The organism is Nocardioides marmoriginsengisoli, assembly GCF_003725695.1.
GTDB lineage: Bacteria > Actinomycetota > Actinomycetes > Propionibacteriales > Nocardioidaceae > Marmoricola > Marmoricola marmoriginsengisoli.
Map to the genome: position 1 here is coordinate 631,883 of NZ_RJSE01000007.1, position 15,073 is coordinate 646,955.

The 15,073-nt window shown below is 70.2% G+C and carries 17 protein-coding genes and 1 tRNA gene; 12 read left to right on the forward strand and 6 right to left on the reverse strand.

Annotation, left to right across the window (positions count from 1 at the left end):
• Positions 1 to 334: 334 nt before the first annotated feature.
• From EFK50_RS11550 to EFK50_RS11560, 3 genes are all read left to right on the forward strand, one after another.
• Positions 335 to 1,501, forward strand: a complete 1,167-nt coding sequence (locus EFK50_RS11550) for an LCP family protein (RefSeq protein WP_183407780.1) — start codon at positions 335 to 337, stop codon at positions 1,499 to 1,501.
• Positions 1,502 to 1,599: 98 nt separating this feature from the next.
• Positions 1,600 to 2,514 (forward strand): NAD-dependent epimerase/dehydratase family protein, encoded by a 915-nt coding sequence (locus tag EFK50_RS11555; protein ID WP_183407781.1) that lies wholly within the window; start codon positions 1,600 to 1,602, stop codon positions 2,512 to 2,514.
• On the forward strand, positions 2,511 to 2,690 hold the full coding sequence (locus EFK50_RS11560; protein WP_123227700.1) for a hypothetical protein: 180 nt from the start codon (positions 2,511 to 2,513) through the stop codon (positions 2,688 to 2,690). The genes EFK50_RS11555 and EFK50_RS11560 overlap by 4 nt, the downstream gene beginning before the upstream one ends.
• A 123-nt stretch (positions 2,691 to 2,813) precedes the next feature.
• Here EFK50_RS11560 and EFK50_RS11565 read toward each other — a convergent pair whose 3' ends face one another.
• The 4 genes from EFK50_RS11565 to EFK50_RS11580 form a co-directional block, all read right to left on the reverse strand.
• A complete protein-coding gene (locus EFK50_RS11565; RefSeq protein ID WP_123227701.1) occupies positions 2,814 to 3,161 on the reverse strand; it encodes an MscL family protein in 348 nt (115 codons plus the stop codon).
• 47 nt (positions 3,162 to 3,208) lie between these two features.
• Positions 3,209 to 3,853, reverse strand: a complete 645-nt coding sequence (cpaB, locus tag EFK50_RS11570) for a Flp pilus assembly protein CpaB (RefSeq protein WP_123227702.1) — start codon at positions 3,851 to 3,853, stop codon at positions 3,209 to 3,211.
• A 76-nt stretch (positions 3,854 to 3,929) separates the two neighbouring features.
• Positions 3,930 to 4,211 (reverse strand): FmdB family zinc ribbon protein, encoded by a 282-nt coding sequence (locus EFK50_RS11575; RefSeq protein WP_123227703.1) that lies wholly within the window; start codon positions 4,209 to 4,211, stop codon positions 3,930 to 3,932.
• Between the two features lie 94 nt (positions 4,212 to 4,305).
• Positions 4,306 to 4,887, reverse strand: coding sequence for a 5-formyltetrahydrofolate cyclo-ligase (locus EFK50_RS11580; RefSeq protein WP_123227704.1), 582 nt, complete (start codon positions 4,885 to 4,887; stop codon positions 4,306 to 4,308).
• Positions 4,888 to 4,913: 26 nt separating this feature from the next.
• Here EFK50_RS11580 and EFK50_RS11585 point away from each other — a divergent pair, with 26 nt between their 5' ends.
• From EFK50_RS11585 to EFK50_RS11625, 9 genes are all read left to right on the forward strand, one after another.
• Positions 4,914 to 6,296 (forward strand): UTP--glucose-1-phosphate uridylyltransferase, encoded by a 1,383-nt coding sequence (locus EFK50_RS11585; protein WP_123227705.1) that lies wholly within the window; start codon positions 4,914 to 4,916, stop codon positions 6,294 to 6,296.
• A 178-nt stretch (positions 6,297 to 6,474) separates the two neighbouring features.
• On the forward strand, positions 6,475 to 7,710 hold the full coding sequence (gene glp / locus EFK50_RS11590; protein ID WP_123227706.1) for a molybdotransferase-like divisome protein Glp: 1,236 nt from the start codon (positions 6,475 to 6,477) through the stop codon (positions 7,708 to 7,710).
• Positions 7,710 to 8,195: a cyclic pyranopterin monophosphate synthase MoaC gene (gene moaC / locus EFK50_RS11595; RefSeq protein ID WP_123227707.1), complete on the forward strand. Its 486-nt coding sequence runs from the start codon at positions 7,710 to 7,712 to the stop codon at positions 8,193 to 8,195. The genes glp and moaC overlap by 1 nt, the downstream gene beginning before the upstream one ends.
• The gene (locus EFK50_RS11600; RefSeq protein WP_123227708.1) at positions 8,192 to 8,662 is read left to right on the forward strand and encodes a MogA/MoaB family molybdenum cofactor biosynthesis protein; all 471 of its coding nucleotides are present in this window, start codon (positions 8,192 to 8,194) and stop codon (positions 8,660 to 8,662) included. The genes moaC and EFK50_RS11600 overlap by 4 nt, the downstream gene beginning before the upstream one ends.
• 22 nt (positions 8,663 to 8,684) lie before the next feature.
• Positions 8,685 to 9,290, forward strand: coding sequence for a GNAT family N-acetyltransferase (locus EFK50_RS11605; protein WP_123227709.1), 606 nt, complete (start codon positions 8,685 to 8,687; stop codon positions 9,288 to 9,290).
• 60 nt (positions 9,291 to 9,350) lie between these two features.
• On the forward strand, positions 9,351 to 10,160 hold the full coding sequence (gene sepX, locus EFK50_RS11610; RefSeq protein ID WP_148046131.1) for a divisome protein SepX/GlpR: 810 nt from the start codon (positions 9,351 to 9,353) through the stop codon (positions 10,158 to 10,160).
• A gap of 62 nt (positions 10,161 to 10,222) precedes the next feature.
• A tRNA-Ala gene (locus tag EFK50_RS11615) sits at positions 10,223 to 10,298 on the forward strand.
• A 241-nt stretch (positions 10,299 to 10,539) separates the two neighbouring features.
• On the forward strand, positions 10,540 to 11,190 hold the full coding sequence (locus EFK50_RS11620; RefSeq protein ID WP_123227711.1) for a hypothetical protein: 651 nt from the start codon (positions 10,540 to 10,542) through the stop codon (positions 11,188 to 11,190).
• On the forward strand, positions 11,187 to 12,353 hold the full coding sequence (locus tag EFK50_RS11625; RefSeq protein WP_123227712.1) for a PrsW family intramembrane metalloprotease: 1,167 nt from the start codon (positions 11,187 to 11,189) through the stop codon (positions 12,351 to 12,353). Before EFK50_RS11620 ends, EFK50_RS11625 begins: the two co-directional genes overlap by 4 nt.
• Positions 12,354 to 12,432: 79 nt before the next feature.
• On the opposite strand, the gene EFK50_RS11630 is transcribed toward EFK50_RS11625, so the two are convergent.
• Together EFK50_RS11630 and EFK50_RS11635 are read right to left on the reverse strand one after the other, a co-directional pair.
• The gene (locus EFK50_RS11630) at positions 12,433 to 13,572 is read right to left on the reverse strand and encodes a cation-translocating P-type ATPase (protein ID WP_123227713.1); all 1,140 of its coding nucleotides are present in this window, start codon (positions 13,570 to 13,572) and stop codon (positions 12,433 to 12,435) included.
• Positions 13,569 to 14,828 (reverse strand): PucR-like N-terminal domain-containing protein, encoded by a 1,260-nt coding sequence (locus tag EFK50_RS11635; protein WP_183407782.1) that lies wholly within the window; start codon positions 14,826 to 14,828, stop codon positions 13,569 to 13,571. The genes EFK50_RS11630 and EFK50_RS11635 overlap by 4 nt, the downstream gene beginning before the upstream one ends.
• Positions 14,829 to 15,073: the final 245 nt, after the last annotated feature.

A 15,073-nucleotide genomic window follows, 5' to 3' on the forward strand; every position in this document is an offset into this window, starting at 1 on the left:
AAGCTGACGGGGCGTTCGCGGTTCGGTCTCGGGTCCGAACCAGGACCAACTAAACACCGGAAACGGCCCGGATGCACGCCGCCGGCGGAGATCAGTCTCGAATGTCTAGGCCTCCGAAACGGGCCTGTGACACTGGCGTTCGAAAATGCGCTGACCTTGGACGAGCGCTGTCTGAAGGGTCCGAAATGCCGCGGTGCCGGTCGCCCGTCGGTGCCTCCGAATTTGGGAGATGCCGTTCCACGCTCCACAATGGGAGGCTACGAAACCGATCGCGGGCACGACCCGTGGAGTCAGCGAGGGTCCCAACGTGTCGGAGGCTGCACCGCGTCATCGCGTGCGATCCCCTCGATCCCGCATCATCCTCAAACGGGTCGGCATCGGCTTCGCCGTCTTCCTGATGGCGCTCACGCTGTTCGCGGTCTACGAGTACAAGAAGCTCCAGGGCAACATCGACACCGTCGAGTTCGACCCCGACCCGCGGCCGGCCGCGGTGGCGCCGAAGGCGATCAACATCCTGGTGATGGGATCGGACACCCGTGACGGCGCGAACGGCAAGGGGATCGGCGGCGACACCCCGGGCCTCTCCGACACCACGATGATCCTGCACCTCTCGGCGAACCGGAAGTTCGCGTACGGCGTCAGCCTGCCCCGCGACGCGATGGTGATGCGGCCCAGCTGCCGGCGCAAGGACGGCAACGGCAAGGACCCCGGCGGCCTCACCATGTTCAACACCGCGTACGCCGTCGGCGGACCCGCGTACACCGTCAAGACCGTCGAGCGGTTGACCGGCATCCGGATGGACCACTTCGTGGTCGTCGACTTCGTCGGGTTCAAGGCGATGGTCAACGCGATCCACGGCGTCAAGATCTGCGTGCCGACCGAGGTCAACGACACCGTCGGCAACATCAACCTCCCGGCCGGCACCTACACGGTCACCGGCCAGCAGGCGCTCGACTACGTCCGGGTCCGGCACGACATCGGGGCGCCGACCGGTGACATCGGCCGGATGAAGCGGCAGCAGTCGTTCATCGCCGCGATGATCAAGAAGGTCATCTCCGCGGGCACCCTGACCAACCCGATCCGGACCCTCAACTTCCTCGAGGCCGCCACCGAGTCGCTCACCACCGACCCGGAGTTCGCGAACCTCAAGCAGCTCGCGTCCCTGGGCAACTCCCTCAAGAACATCGGCCTGGACAACGTCCAGTTCATCACCGTGCCGTTCCAGGAGTACGCCCCCGACCCGAACCGGGTGGAGTGGTCCTCGGACGCGACCGCGCTCTGGTCGCTGATCAAGCGCGACAAGAACATCGGCGCCCGCTTCAACGACGGTGCGGTCAGCCCCGGGTCGGGGACCACGCCGTCCGCCAACGCGTCGTCGACGCCGAGCGGGAACGCCTCCGGGACGCCGTCGGGCAACGCCAGCAACACCCCGTCGAGCAAGCCGACGAAGTCCCAGGCCGAGAAGGACGCCGAAGCCGAGGCTGCGGGGCTCTGCACCTGACCGGTTCGCTACTCGTCGGTAGCGTGGCTGGCCGGATAAATCGCTTGCCTGTGCACGATGAGTTGTGCGTTACCGGTTCGTTATGCAAGATGGGCCGGGTGAAGGTAGTCGTTTCGGGAGGGACCGGCGTCATCGGACGAGCCGCTGTGCGGGCGCTCGTCGACGCCGGGCACGACGTCGACGTCCTAGCCCGATCGGCCGCCAACACCGAGGTGATCCGGCGCCTCGGCGCGGACCCGGTCTCCGCCGACCTCTTCGACCGCGAGAGCCTCGCCCGGATCTACTCCGGTGCCGACGTCGCCATCAACCTGGCCACCGAGGTGCCCGTCGGCTACGCCGCCGCCTGGCCGACCGCGTGGCGGCACAACGACCAGCTCCGCACCCGGGCCGTGTCCAACGTCGTCGCTGCGGCCCGGGCCTCCGGCGTCCGGCGGATCATCCAGGAGAGCGCCAGCTTCGTGTACGCCGACGCCGGCGACGCGTGGATCAGCGAGCGCGACCCGATCGAGATCACCCCGGCCACCGAGCCGGTCGCCGTGGGGGAGTCGCACGTGCAGGAGTACGCCGGCGGCTTCCGTGCCGGGGTGCTGCTCCGCTTCGGCTGCATCCTCGGTGACGACCCGCTGACCAAGTTCTGGCTCCGCGCCGCCGCGACCGGACGCCCGGTCGGCATCGGTTCGCCGGACGCGTGGACCCACCTGGTGCACACCGACGACCTCGGCACCGCCGTGCTGGCCGCGCTGCACGCCCCGAGCGGGGTGTACAACGTCGGCGCGGCTCCGGTGCGTCGTACCGAGCTGGTCGAGGGGTTCGCGAAGGCGGTCGGTTCCGACGAGGGCGGCTACCTCGGCCCGGTGCTGCGGCGCCTGGCCGGCGGCCGGATCGAGCCGATGACCCGCTCGCTGCGGATCTCTTCCGACCACTTCTCGGCGCAGACCGGCTGGCAGCCGAGCCGCCCGGCCTTCGACCCGGCCTGGTTCGATGCCGCGCTCGAGGCGCAGCCGGTCCGATGAGCACCGAGCCGGGGCCCGAGCTCACCCCCGCCGAGCGCGCGGCCCGTCGCAAGCGCCTGGCCGAGGTGTTCGGCGACGTGCTGCCCGATCAGACCAGCGACGACCTGTCCCCCGAGGGAGACGTCGCCGCTGCCGAGGACTGGCTCAAGCGACAGGTCCCGCCCCACCACGGCTGAGCCCGTCGAGTGGGCCCGAAATGCCCGCCGAACAGGCCCGTTCTCCATGCGAATGGGCCCTTCCCGTCCGTCGTACGAACAAGAAGGGCCCATTCAAAGGGCAACTAGGGCCTACTCAACGGCTCAGGACTGCTTCGACGCGAGCAGGTCGCGGATCTCCTCGAGGAGGGCGATATCGGCCGGCTTGCCGTCCTCGGGCGTGGGGAAGAGCTTCTCCTTCGCGGCGGTGTACGGCACGACCACGAAGAAGTAGACGATCGCGGCCAGCAGCACGAACGCGACGACCGCGTTGAGGAAGGCACCGAAGCTGTTGGCGTCGTTGCTGAAGATCTTCGACGCGCTGTCCGGCATCAGACCGGTCAGCCAGTTGGTGAAGGTGGTCACCACGGTCGCGAACGCGACGCCGATGATGAACGCGACCGCGAGGTCGACCAGATTGCCGCGAAGAATGAAATTCTTGAACCCACTCATGGTGCCGCTCCTTCTCCAGATCCCGGATATCGGTACGGTCCCTCACGCTAGCGGTTCCATATCGGGGTGAGGAAGAGGGTGGCCCCGGTCGCCGCGACATGCGCCGCGTCGTCGCTCGGGACCGCGAACACCACGAGCCGGCCGGGGTGGTCGCCGGCTCCCGGCCCGCTCGCCGCACGCGGTACGGCGAGCACGATCGCGTCCCGGACCAGGGTCTCCGGGTCCCGAGAACCGGCACCTCGCTGCTGCGGGTCGCTGGCGACCAGGTCGACGTGGTCGTCGGGCCGGAGCAGCGCGGCAGCGTCGGCGTCCGGGATCCGGAGTCCGACGGCCGAGCGTCCCGGGTAGCCGTCCAAGCGCCGGGAGCCGACCAGGTCGGCGCGGGTGAGCACGTCGCCGCGCGCCAGGGGCGCGGCCAGGGTCCGGCCGACCAGCTGCTCAGCACGCAGCGCCGCGGCCGGCGGTGCGGTCTCGGCCAGGAACTTCGTTCGGCGCAGGTCGTCGGCGGTGAGCGCGGCTCCGCCGGGAAGGTCGTGCGCGGCCGTCCAGACCTCGACGGTCCGGGCCGGTCCGGCACGGACCTCGCCGAGCACCAGCCAGCAGCTCAGTCCCAGGCAGAGCGCGGCCAGACCCCGGCGGTGGATCAGGAGGGATCGGTGGATGCGGGCGACGACTGCGGCGGGCGTGAGCATCGCGCCACGCTAGGGAGCGACCGCCGGGACCGGCCGGCGTCGTCCACAGCCGGTCGAAAGGACCGGCCGGATCGGATCAGGAGGACGCGGCCGCCGTCGAGGCGGGAGCCGCGGACTCGGTCTTGGTCGGTGCGGGTGTCGACTCCGAGGGGCTCGCCGCCGGCGAGGTCGAGGTGGTCGTGCCGCGGCTGTCGTTGCGGTAGAAGCCGGAACCCTTGAAGACGACGCCGACCGCGTTGAACACCTTGCGGAGCTTGCCGTCGCACTCCGGGCAGACGGTCAGCGAGTCGTCGCTGAAGCTCTGGACGGCCTCGAAGAAGTGGCCGCAGTCGGTGCAGGAGTACTGGTAGGTGGGCACGGTTGGTCCTTGCTGCGATCGACAGGGGGTTGGCACTCGATGGCGCCGACTGCCAATCGTACGGCACTGACGCCCAGATCCCAGGTGAGTCCGCTCACCCGAAGCGGACCAGCCGTTCCTCGGTCACCGCCGCGGTCACCGGGCGGTCGTGCGGCGCGGCCGGTACGTCGGCCAGCACCTCGCTCTCGTTGAGCACCACGCAGACGAAGGTGCCGACCGGGACCCGGCCGAGGGCACGGTCGTAGGAACCACCCCCGCGCCCCATCCGGACCCCGGTCGAGCCGACCGCGAGACCGGGCACGATCACGACGTCGGCGGTGCCGATCGCGTCCGGCCCGAGCGGCTCGCCTGCCGGCTCAAGCAGGCCGCGCCCGGCCCTGGTCAGCGACTCCGGCCCGGCGTACGGGGCCCAGTCCAGGTCGTTGTCGGGCTGGAGCAGCGGCAGGATCACCCGCTTGCCGGCGGCGAGGAGGGCGTCGAGCAGGATCCCCGTCCCGGGTTCGCGCCCGACGGAGACGTACGCCGCGACGGTCGCCGCCCGGCGTACCTCGTCGGTGGCGAGCAGCAGGTCCGCGATCACCCGGCTCCGGGCCGCCAGCTCAGCCACCGGCAGCTGCCCGCGAGCGGTCAGCAATTGGTCGCGCAGGGCCAACTTGGCAGCCTCGATGTGTTCCATGGCGAGATCAACCCTACGATCGAGGTATGAACGATGCTGGAAGCGGACCCGGGCTGAGGCTTGCCCGCGAGAAGATGGCCGCCGCTGAAGTCGACCCGCTGGCCATCGACGTGTTCGCGCACTTCTACCGCCAGCTGGAGCGCGGCGAGACCGGGATGATCCCGGAGGAGACCATCGACCCGCTCGACATGCCGTCCATCGACGACGTCGAGGTGGCGCCCGAGACCGGCGCCGCGGCGCTGCGCGGCACCGCGGTGATCAAGCTCAACGGCGGTCTCGGCACCTCGATGGGGATGGAGCGAGCCAAGTCGCTGCTCTGCGTCCGCCGCGGCCTCTCCTTCCTCGACATCATCGCCCGCCAGGTCCTGCACCTGCGCCAGGAGCACGACGCGCCGCTGCCGCTGATCTTCATGAACAGCTTCCGGACCAGTGCCGACACCCTGGCCGCCCTCGCCCGGTACGCCGACCTGGCCGTCGAGGGCCTGCCGCTGGAATTCCTGCAGAACAAGGAGCCCAAGCTCAACGAGAAGGACCTGACGCCGGTCACCTGGACCAAGGACCCGTCGCTGGAGTGGTGCCCGCCGGGACACGGCGACATCTACACCGCGATGACCGCGACCGGCCTGATCGACCAGCTGCTCGCCGCCGGCTACAGCCAGGTGTTCATCTCGAACTCCGACAACCTGGGCGCGGTCCCCGACCCGAAGCTCGCCGGCTGGTTCGCCGAGTCCGGCTCGCCATTCGCGATCGAGGCCGTACGGCGGACGCCGTCGCACCGCAAGGGCGGCCACTTCGCGATCCGGAGGAGCGACGGCCGGATCGTGCTGCGCGAGACCGCGCAGACCCTCGAGACCGACATGGCGGCTCTCGGCGACCTGAGCCGGCACAAGTTCATGAGCACCAACAACATCTGGATCAACCTGGTGGCGCTCCGCGACGCGCTGGCGAGCCGGGACGGGATCCTCGGGCTGCCGCTGATCCGCAACCTGAAGACCGTCGACCCGGGCGACCCGACCAGCCCGAAGGTGATCCAGATCGAGTCCGCGATGGGGGCCGCGATCGAGATCTTCGCCGGCGCCCGGACCATCGAGGTCGGCCACGACCGCTACGTGCCGGTGAAGTCGACCAACGACCTGCTGGTGCTGCGCTCGGACGTCTACGACATCGGTGCCGACTTCGTCCTCGACCAGGCGGCAGCCGTCGTCCCGTTCGTCGACCTGGACGGCACCTACAAGCTGGTCGCCGAGTTCGACAAGCGCTTCAAGTCCGGGGCGCCGTCGTTGCGCGCGGCCGAGTCGTTCGTCGTCGACGGCGACTGGACCTTCGGTGAGAACGTCACCGTGGTCGGCTCGGTCAAGCTCTCCGGCGAGCACGGCCGGGTGGAGTCCGGGACCGTGCTGACGGACTGAGGGCCCCGCGGGGCGTCTCGGCAGGCTCGACGTCCGAGCTCACCGCGTCTCGACAGGCTCGACGCCCGAGCTCACCGCGTCTCGACAAGCTCGACGCCCGAACGCACCGCCCCGGTCATCGAGCTTGTCGAGATGCGGTGACGGACCGCGGACGTCTCCTACCGCATAGGGTTGGGACATGCCTGATCCCGAGCCCTTGAGCGTTGACGAACACCTGGCGCTGATCCTCGACCGGATCCACGAGCTGCCGGCGTACGACCAGCCGTTGCTGGAGACTCTGGGCCTGCCCGTGGTCGCCGACATCATCTCCCCGCTGTCCCTGCCGAACTTCGACAACTCCGCGATGGACGGCTACGCGGTGGTCTTCCGCGACGTCGCCGCGGCCACGCCGGCGAACCCGGTGCACCTGCCGGTGGTCGGCGAGATCGCCGCCGGCCAGACCAAGATCTTCGCGATCTCCCCGGGGACCGCCGTCCGGATCATGACCGGGGCTCCGATCCCGGCCGGCTGCGATGCGGTGGTGCCGGTGGAGCACACCGACAACGGCGTCGCGAAGGTGCTGATCAGTCAGGCGCCGACCGAGGGGCAGCACATCCGCCGGGCCGGCGAGGACGTCCGCGCCGGCGACGTGATCCTCAAGGCCGGCGACCGGATCGACGCCCGCAAGGTCGGCCTGCTGGCCTCGGTGGGCCTGGGTCGGGTGGCGACCCGGCCGCGCCCGCGAGTCGTGATCATGTCGACCGGCTCGGAGCTGGTCGAGCCCGGGGACACGCTCGGACGCGACAGCATCTACGACTCGAACTCCTACCTGCTGGCGGCGACCGCCAAGCACGCCGGTGCGATCGCCTACCGGGTCAGCGCCGCGCCGGACGATCCGGCCACCTTCACCGAGGCCCTCAGTGACCAGCTCGTCCGGGCCGACCTGGTGGTCACCAGCGGCGGCGTCAGCAAGGGCACCCACGACGTGGTGAAGGAGGCGCTGGCGAAGCTCGGCACCGTCTCGTTCCACGAGGTCGCGATGCAGCCGGGCAAGCCGCAGGGGTTCGGTGTCATCGGCGAGGACTCGACGCCGATCTTCACGCTCCCGGGCAACCCGGTCTCGGCGTACGTCTCGTTCGAGCTGTTCGTGGTCCCGGCACTGCGCAAGATGATGGGGCGGACGCCGCTGAACCGCACCCTGGTGCGCGCCCAGCTGACCACGCCGGTGACCTCGATGAAGGGGCGTCGGCAGTACCTGCGCGGCGTCTTCGAACCGAAGGTCGGCGGCTCGACGGTCACCCCTGCGGGCGGCGCCGGCTCGCACCTGCTCGGCGGGCTCTCCCAGGCCAACGCGCTGATCATCCTCGGCGAGGACGTCACCTCGGCGCAGGCCGGGACCGACGTCCCGGTGATGCTGCTGGACCGGGACTACTGATGGACGAGCCCCAGGGAGATGCCCGGCTGACCCACGTCGACGAGTCCGGGGCGGCCCGGATGGTCGACGTCTCCGCGAAGCAGGTCACCGCGCGGGTCGCGGTCGCCTCGGGGCGGGTGCTGGTCTCGCCGGCCGTCGTCGCGTTGCTGCGCGGGGACGGCGTCCCGAAGGGCGATGCGCTCGGGGTGGCCCGGGTCGCCGGGATCATGGCGACCAAGCGGACCCCGGACCTGATCCCGCTCTGCCACCCGCTGGCGATCTCCGGGGTGGAGGTGGAGTTGGAGGTACTCGACGACGCGGTCGCGATCACCGCCACCGTGCGCACCGCGGACCGGACCGGGGTGGAGATGGAGGCGCTGACCGCGGTCTCGGTGGCGGCGCTGACCGTCGTCGACATGGTCAAGGCCGTCGACAAGCGCGCTGAGATCACCGGCATCCGGGTCGAGTCGAAGTCCGGCGGCAAGAACGGGGACTGGGTCCGGTGAAGGCGGCTGTGGTCGTTGCGTCGAACCGCGCTGCGGCGGGGGTGTATGCCGACGAGACCGGCCCGCTGATCGTCGAGGCGCTGCGAGCCGACGGCTGGGCGGTGGGCGCTGCTGTCGTCGTACCGGACGGAGAGGCTGTCGGTACGGCGATCCGCGAGGCCGTGGAGGCCGGGGCGCGCGCCGTCCTGACCACCGGCGGCACCGGATTGACGCCGACCGACCTGACCCCTGAGGCGACCCGACCGCTGCTCGATCGCGAGGTGCCCGGCATCGCCGAGGCGATCCGCGCGTACGGCGTCAGCCAGGGCGTGCCGACGGCGGCGCTGTCGCGCGGGCTGGCCGGGGTCGTCGGCGAGGCGCTGGTGGTGAACCTGCCGGGGTCGCGCGGGGGCGTGCGGGACGGGCTCGCGGTGGTGATGCCGTTGCTGCGGCACGCGGTGGAGCAGGTCCGCGGGAGCGACCATTGAGCGTCGTAGCGGGGAGCACTCCGTGAGCGCGCACCCGGGCTGGCCGGTGGTCCTCGAGCACGGCCGGCTACGGCTGCGCCCGATCACGATCCGGGACAAGCGCGCCTGGCGGCGGGTGCGCCAGGAGAACCTCGCCTGGCTCTCGCGCTGGGACGCCACCACGCCGCCGGGGTCCCAGGCCCGACCGCGGTCGTTCGCGGCGATGGTGCGGGCGATGCTCGCCGAGGCCAGGGTCGGGCGGCAGCTCCCGTTCGTCGTCGAGCACGACGGCCGGTTCATCGGCCAGCTGACGGTCAGCAACATCAGTCGCGGGTCGGCGCAGCTCGCCTCGATCGGGTACTGGATCGACCAGGGCCACGCCGGTCGCGGGCTGATGACGCGCGCGGTGTCGATGGCGATCGACCACTGCTTCTTCGTGCTCAAGCTGCACCGCATCGAGATCGCCATCCGGCCGGAGAACGCGGCCTCGCTGCGGGTGGTCGAGAAGCTCGGGATCCCTGAGGTCGGGTTCGCTCCGCGGTACCTGCACATCGACGGTGACTGGCGCGACCACCGGCTGTTCGCGATCACCCGCGAGGAGGCGCCGAAGGGTGTCGAGGATCGGTTGAACCACCAGTCACAGGAGTGATCTCGCGACACACCGTTGCGCTTGCGTCACCACAGCCCCAGGCACTTCTACCCTCCTGTTGTGGACCTGTCAGGAATCATCTTCGTGGTGCTCGCCATCGGGTGGGCCGTCTACCTGCTCCCCAAGGCTCTGAAGCGCCACGACGACCTCGACCAGAGCCGTCCGGTCGAGGAGTTCTCCGACTCGGTCCGCGTCCTCGGCCGAGGCGCCGTTCCGGCACCGGTCGTCCCCGACGTCGAACGCGGCCAGACGACCGCTCCCCGTACGCCGTCCCGTCCGGCCCCGATCTCCCGTGAGGCCGCGCGCTCCGCGGCGCGTCGTCGCCGCCGGGTCCTCGCGCTGCTGCTCACCACTCTGGTCGCCGTCTCGGTGACCAGCTATCTCGGGTACACGCCGTGGTACTCGACCGCGATCCCGGGCACCCTGGTGCTCGCGTTCCTCGTGGTCGCCCGGCTCACTGTCCGGGCGCAACAGGTACGCCGCGTTGCGCCCGTCCAACCTGCCGCGGACGTCGCGGCTCCGGAGGTCGACGAGGTCGCGCCGGCCGCGACGAAGGCCGAGGTCGAGCCCGACCTCGCCGGCGAGGACACCCAGGGTCTCTCCCGCGACGAGCTCGCCGCCGCGGTGGCCGAACCGGTCCTCGACGAGGGCGGTCTGTGGGACCCGCTGCCGGTCACGCTGCCGACGTACGTGAACAAGCCGCGGGCCCGCCGTACGGTCCGGACGATCGATATCACCGCCGCCTCCACCGGCATCACATCGTCCGGTCACGACGCCGCCGACTCCGCGCTCGCTGCCGAGGCGGCGGCCGCGGAGAAGGAAGCAGCAGCGGAACCGGTTCCCGAAGACCGCAAGGCCGCCGGGGCCTGAACCCGCCCCGGGACCCGATTCGGCCTCCTCGCCGACGGGTGGTAACTTTTCCTCTGCATCAAGGGGCTGTGGCGCAGTTGGTAGCGCGTCTCGTTCGCAATGAGAAGGTCAGGGGTTCGAATCCCCTCAGCTCCACCAGGTTGTTCGTATCAAGAACCGCGTGCAGTGGCTCACTGCACGCGGTTTGCTGTTTTTGCCCCGCTCCATCCGATTCAGTTCGGGCCGCTCCATCCGCCGACCCGATCGAACGTGGCTACGCGTGTGGTGACAGCACCAGCTTGCGGTTGCCGAAGGTGGCGGTGACTTCCAGTGGGTTGACCGGCGAATCTGCCGGTACCTAGGTTGTGACCACTGTCCGGGAGCAGCAAGGGGGAGTGAGATGCAGATCGACGTCACCGGGGAACGAGCGCCCGCACCACCGGACTGGGTCCCGGTCGAGCGGCGCTTCTGGGGGATGGACCGGGCGACCCTGGTCCCGGCAGGGCTGGTCGCCGTCTTGGTCGCCGTCGCGATGTGGGCGCTGCCGGGGATCAATCGGAGCATCGAGGTCGAGGACCCCGTCCGCGCGGGCGACGTCATCCGGCTCGAAGGCGTCGAGTTCGACCCCGCCGCCGGCTGGAACATCGACCAGGGCCTGCGCGCCTCCGAGCCCCCGGTTTCTGGGAGCTTCACGAAGATCGCCCAGGTCTCCAGCGGCGCCTTCTCGGTCACGATCGTCAGCGACGGCTTTGACGGAACCCCGCGCCAGCTCCTGGCGCAGCTCCAGGACAACAACGACCGCCTGAAGCAGACGGTAGTGATCGACACCGGTCGAGCCTCCACGCTCACCAACCTCCGGGGCGACCGGGGCGCGATCGCCCGGTTCACCTCGGCCGGCACCGGCGGCCTGATCGCGGCGTACGTCTTCGACGGCACCGGAGTCGAGATCGTCGTGATGGGACCGGACCAGGGCGACGACGACCAGGTCGAGTCCCAGATCGCGACCATGATCCGGTCGGTGCGACCGGTGACGGAAGGGGCGACGTCATGACCGGGCAGGACTTGCTGGACCGGCGGGCACGATCGGCCGACGCGGTGGGCTGGGGTGCACGCGTCAACTGGAACCAGCCGCGCAACGCCTGTCTCTGGGTCTTCGTCGCCACGATCGCGTACGGCGTCTGGTACACGATCTCGCAGGTGCGGAGCCAGGGCCCCGCCTACGGCACCGCGCTCAGCATCTCGGCACTGATCTTCACCGTGTACGCCGTCCTGTTCTGGTGGTTCACGACCCGCATCGACCGGTACTCGCGGCAGCCGGTGGACCTGCGCGTGGCCGCCTTCGTCTGGGGCGGCTTCGCCGCCACCTGGGCGATCGCCCTCCAGGGCAACACCGCGCTCCTCGGCCTCTACAGCAAGCTGGGCAGCCAGCAGTTCGCGATCGACTGGGGAGCGGGCCTGGCCGCACCGTTCATGGAGGAGCTCGGCAAGGGCTCCGGCGTCCTGCTGCTCCTGTTCATCGCCCGCCGGGTGATCAGGACCGCGTTCGACGGGTTCGTGATCGGTGCGTTCGTCGGCCTCGGCTTCGAGATCATCGAGGACATCCTGTACTCGCTCCAGGCAGCGCCCTCCAACTTCGGCGTGGACCCGGTGGGCTCCAGCATCCACATCGCCCTGCTCCGTCTCGGGACCGGATTCACCTCGCACATCCTCTACTCCGCGATCTTCGGCGCGGGCGTGGTCTACCTGGTCGGGACGGTGGCGCAGCGTCGCCGGATCGGCCGCGGGCTCATCCTCTGCGCGATCGCTATGGTGCTGCACGGCGTCTGGGACAGCAACGGCGCTCTCGCCGGCGGCAGCGCCTTCATCTTCGTGCTGCTAGCCGGCGAGATCATCCTTGCCGGCATCATCGTGGTGATCGTCTACCACGTCGTCGTGGAGCCTGAACGGTCGGCGATGCGCGACCTGATGGCACCCGAGGCGGAGAACGGCACGATCACCGAGGAGGAGCTGACCGCGGTGGCCGGAGCGTGGAAGCAGCGCCGTACCTTCCGACGGGCAGGAGGAGTGCTCGACCGGCGCCGTCGGGCGCACCGGCTCGAAGCGGCGCGCGATCTCGCTGACGCGCTGGGGAGCGCGGGCGGCGAGGAGACCGAGCGGACGGCGTTCGCTCGGGCGGAGCTGGCCAGGTTCGAGGCGACCAGCTCAGCGACCTGATCAGGACGGCCGGCGGCGCTCCTGGGGGTGCTGAAGTTCCGGCACCAGTCCTGGGCGCTGGCGTTCCAGGGGCGGTAGATCAGCTCTCGTTCGACCCCTGGCCCATCCGCAGGCTGAAGAACTCGGCGGCTGAGCTGCTTCCGACGACGATCCAGGTGACGGCAGCGACTGCCACCGCGACGAGCGGGGGCAGGAATCCGAGCGCGGCGAACGGCAGGGGTAGCAGGAAGAGCGCCCAGGCCAGCCGCAAGGTCCGTTGCTGGGCGCGGTGGGCACGGGCGGCCAGCGTCACGGCCCGTACGACGACGTCGATGTCGGGTGCGTCGATGCCCACGGAGTCGGCCGAGCCGGGAACCGGGGAGTAGTCGGCGCTGTCGACGGCGAGCAGCGAGACCGAACCGCCCGGCCGGCTGTGCACCAGGCCGACGCTCTCGCCGCCGACCGTGAGTTCGCGGGCGAGCTGCAACGGGTCGGTCTCGGCGTGCCAGGCGGGACTGGCCGACAGGGTGGCGACCCGCTCCAGCTCCGCCTCGGTCCGGAGCGCGGCCAGCACCGGGGTCAGGCCGGTACGACGCAGCAGGTCGAGCTGATGACTGGCATCGGTGCGGACCTCGTCGGCGACCGTGATCCGGCCCAGCGGCCGGTGGTCGACGTCGACGGCGACGGTGGTGCCGATGGGGGACGGGGCGTCTTCGTTGCTGAACCCGAGCCACTCGGGCTGCCCGACCCGCACCGGGTGCCGGTCGACCGAACCACGGATGCCGCGGCCGGGCTCCTGGGCGAAGTTGCTGACCTTGCCGCGACCGGCCAGCTTGGCGACGGCGCGTCCGACCGGGTCGTCGTACGAGTGGGCGAGGGCGCCGGCGAACCAGCGCAGGTTCCGCTCGTGGTCGGGGTCGATCGGGTGCACCTCGGTCACCACCAGGTTTCCGGTGGTGAGGCTGTGGAACGGGTCGAGCACGAGGGTGCTGACGTGCTGCCAGCGTTCGAGTGCCTCGGTGCCGATCGACGTCACGCCGAGGGTGCGACCGGCGCGTCGGATCAGCCACGGGGAGAGCGTGCTGGCAACGACCAGTCCGATCGGCATGGCGAGGACCAGCACCGCTGCGGTGGAGCTGCCGTCAGCGGGAGCGAGCCAGGTCGCTGCCGCTGTCACGAGACCGATGGCGAGCGCGATGCTGAGCCCGATCTTGGGCGCCGCCGTACTGCGCCCCTTCACTGGCCCGCTTCCTTCATGTCCCGGAAGAGGTCGAAGTCCCGCTGGTCGCCGCCCTTCCAGAGCAGCAGGCTGGACTTGAGCACGAGGGTGATCTGGATGACGAACTCCGGGTCGTGAAGGGCTTCGCCGAACAGCTCGTTGATCCGTCGCCAGCGGTAGCGAACGGTCTGCGGGTGCACGTCGAGCCGGGCGGCGATGGCGGGTGCGCTGTCGCGGGTCTCCAGCCAGGTGAGCAGGGTCTCGGAGAGGATCTCGCGGGAGTTGGGGGACTCGGCGAGCAGTGGTTCGAGCAGCTCCTGGCAGAGGCGGCGACGCATCAACGGTTCCGCGTGCAGCCAGAGCTGGATGGTGTGGTCGACGCAGCGCACCACCTGGGTCGGCGGGATGACGCCGAGCTGCACGAGGTCGAGTGCCCTGAGCGACCAGAGCAACGCCGAGCCCGATTCCTCCGGCGTCACCGGCCAGCTGACGACAACGCGGCGGTCGGTGGCTGACCTGGTCAGGTCGGAGACGATCGTTCCGACGAGATCAGCCGGGCAGAGCAGGTGCAGCCGATCGGCCTGCAGCTTGGCGAGAACCTCGGCCGTCTCGGGGAGCGGTGGTGGCTTGCCGTGGTAGCTGACCGCGATGGCCACGACCTGGTCGGGCACGGGCCAGCCCGCCTGAAGCGCAGCCTCGTTCATGACCTCGGTATCCAGGCCGAGGGGCCGCAGCGGAGAGATTCGGCCCACGGTGCCGCCCCAGAGGAGGTCCCAGAGTCTGACGCGTGCTCGGTTCTCGTCGTAGTACGGGTCGCGGCCCCACATGCTGTGCCCGGACATCAGCTGGGCGTGCAGGTGATCGCGATACTCCAGCAGCGCGTCGATCAGGTCACGCAGGCCCTCGACGGTTTGGTTGCGGTCTACTGCGAAATCGGTCAGGTGCCGCCAGATGACCCGCATCGCCACCTGCATCGCCAGCTCGAGGTTCTCGGTGTCGTTGCCGTCCTGCGCCTCGCCCCAACCCATCCGGTGGAAGAGCTCGTCGAGCTTGCGCGGCACCGGTGCCCGTCGCGCGGCGATCTCGACGAAGGCGTCGAGGGCCGCGTCGGCGGCGCGGCTGATCAACTGGTGACGGCGGCCCCCGTCCGGTCCGCGGTAGGCGGGCACCTCGGCCCGGACCTGGTCGACGATCGGCTGGGAGAGCTGGAGGAGCACGTCGCGGTAGGACTGCAGGCCGGCTGTCGGTCGCGGGGCCAGGATCGGGGCGTCCGTCATCGCCTCGGCACCGTCATCCGCGGGTGGATCAATCTCATCCTCGGCCTCCCGGTTCCTTGGCCTGTCGTCGCTCATGAAACCTATGGACTTCCGGATCGGCTGTCAGTGGTTCTGCTGAATAGGTGGTCACGGGGTCGGCGTCTGGCCCCGTGACCGTGCGGGCGGAATCTCAGGAACTCCGCGGTACGACGCCGGACCGACCTGGGGGAGAAAGTTCGGCGCCCCGCAGCATGCATTCAGCCGGT

Excerpts from the sequence above, each read along its gene's own strand:
- EFK50_RS11560 (WP_123227700.1), top strand. The coding sequence starts at position 2,511 with ATGAGCACCGAGCCGGGGCCCGAGCTCACCCCCGCCGAGCGCGCGGCC.
- EFK50_RS11565 (WP_123227701.1), bottom strand. The coding sequence starts at position 3,161 with ATGAGTGGGTTCAAGAATTTCATTCTTCGCGGCAATCTGGTCGACCTC.
- cpaB (WP_123227702.1), bottom strand. The coding sequence starts at position 3,853 with ATGCTCACGCCCGCCGCAGTCGTCGCCCGCATCCACCGATCCCTCCTG.
- EFK50_RS11580 (WP_123227704.1), bottom strand. The coding sequence starts at position 4,887 with ATGGAACACATCGAGGCTGCCAAGTTGGCCCTGCGCGACCAATTGCTG.
- EFK50_RS11585 (WP_123227705.1), top strand. The coding sequence starts at position 4,914 with ATGAACGATGCTGGAAGCGGACCCGGGCTGAGGCTTGCCCGCGAGAAG.
- glp (WP_123227706.1), top strand. The coding sequence starts at position 6,475 with ATGCCTGATCCCGAGCCCTTGAGCGTTGACGAACACCTGGCGCTGATC.
- moaC (WP_123227707.1), top strand. The coding sequence starts at position 7,710 with ATGGACGAGCCCCAGGGAGATGCCCGGCTGACCCACGTCGACGAGTCC.
- EFK50_RS11620 (WP_123227711.1), top strand. The coding sequence starts at position 10,540 with ATGCAGATCGACGTCACCGGGGAACGAGCGCCCGCACCACCGGACTGG.
- EFK50_RS11625 (WP_123227712.1), top strand. The coding sequence starts at position 11,187 with ATGACCGGGCAGGACTTGCTGGACCGGCGGGCACGATCGGCCGACGCG.
- EFK50_RS11635 (WP_183407782.1), bottom strand. The coding sequence starts at position 14,828 with ATGACGGACGCCCCGATCCTGGCCCCGCGACCGACAGCCGGCCTGCAG.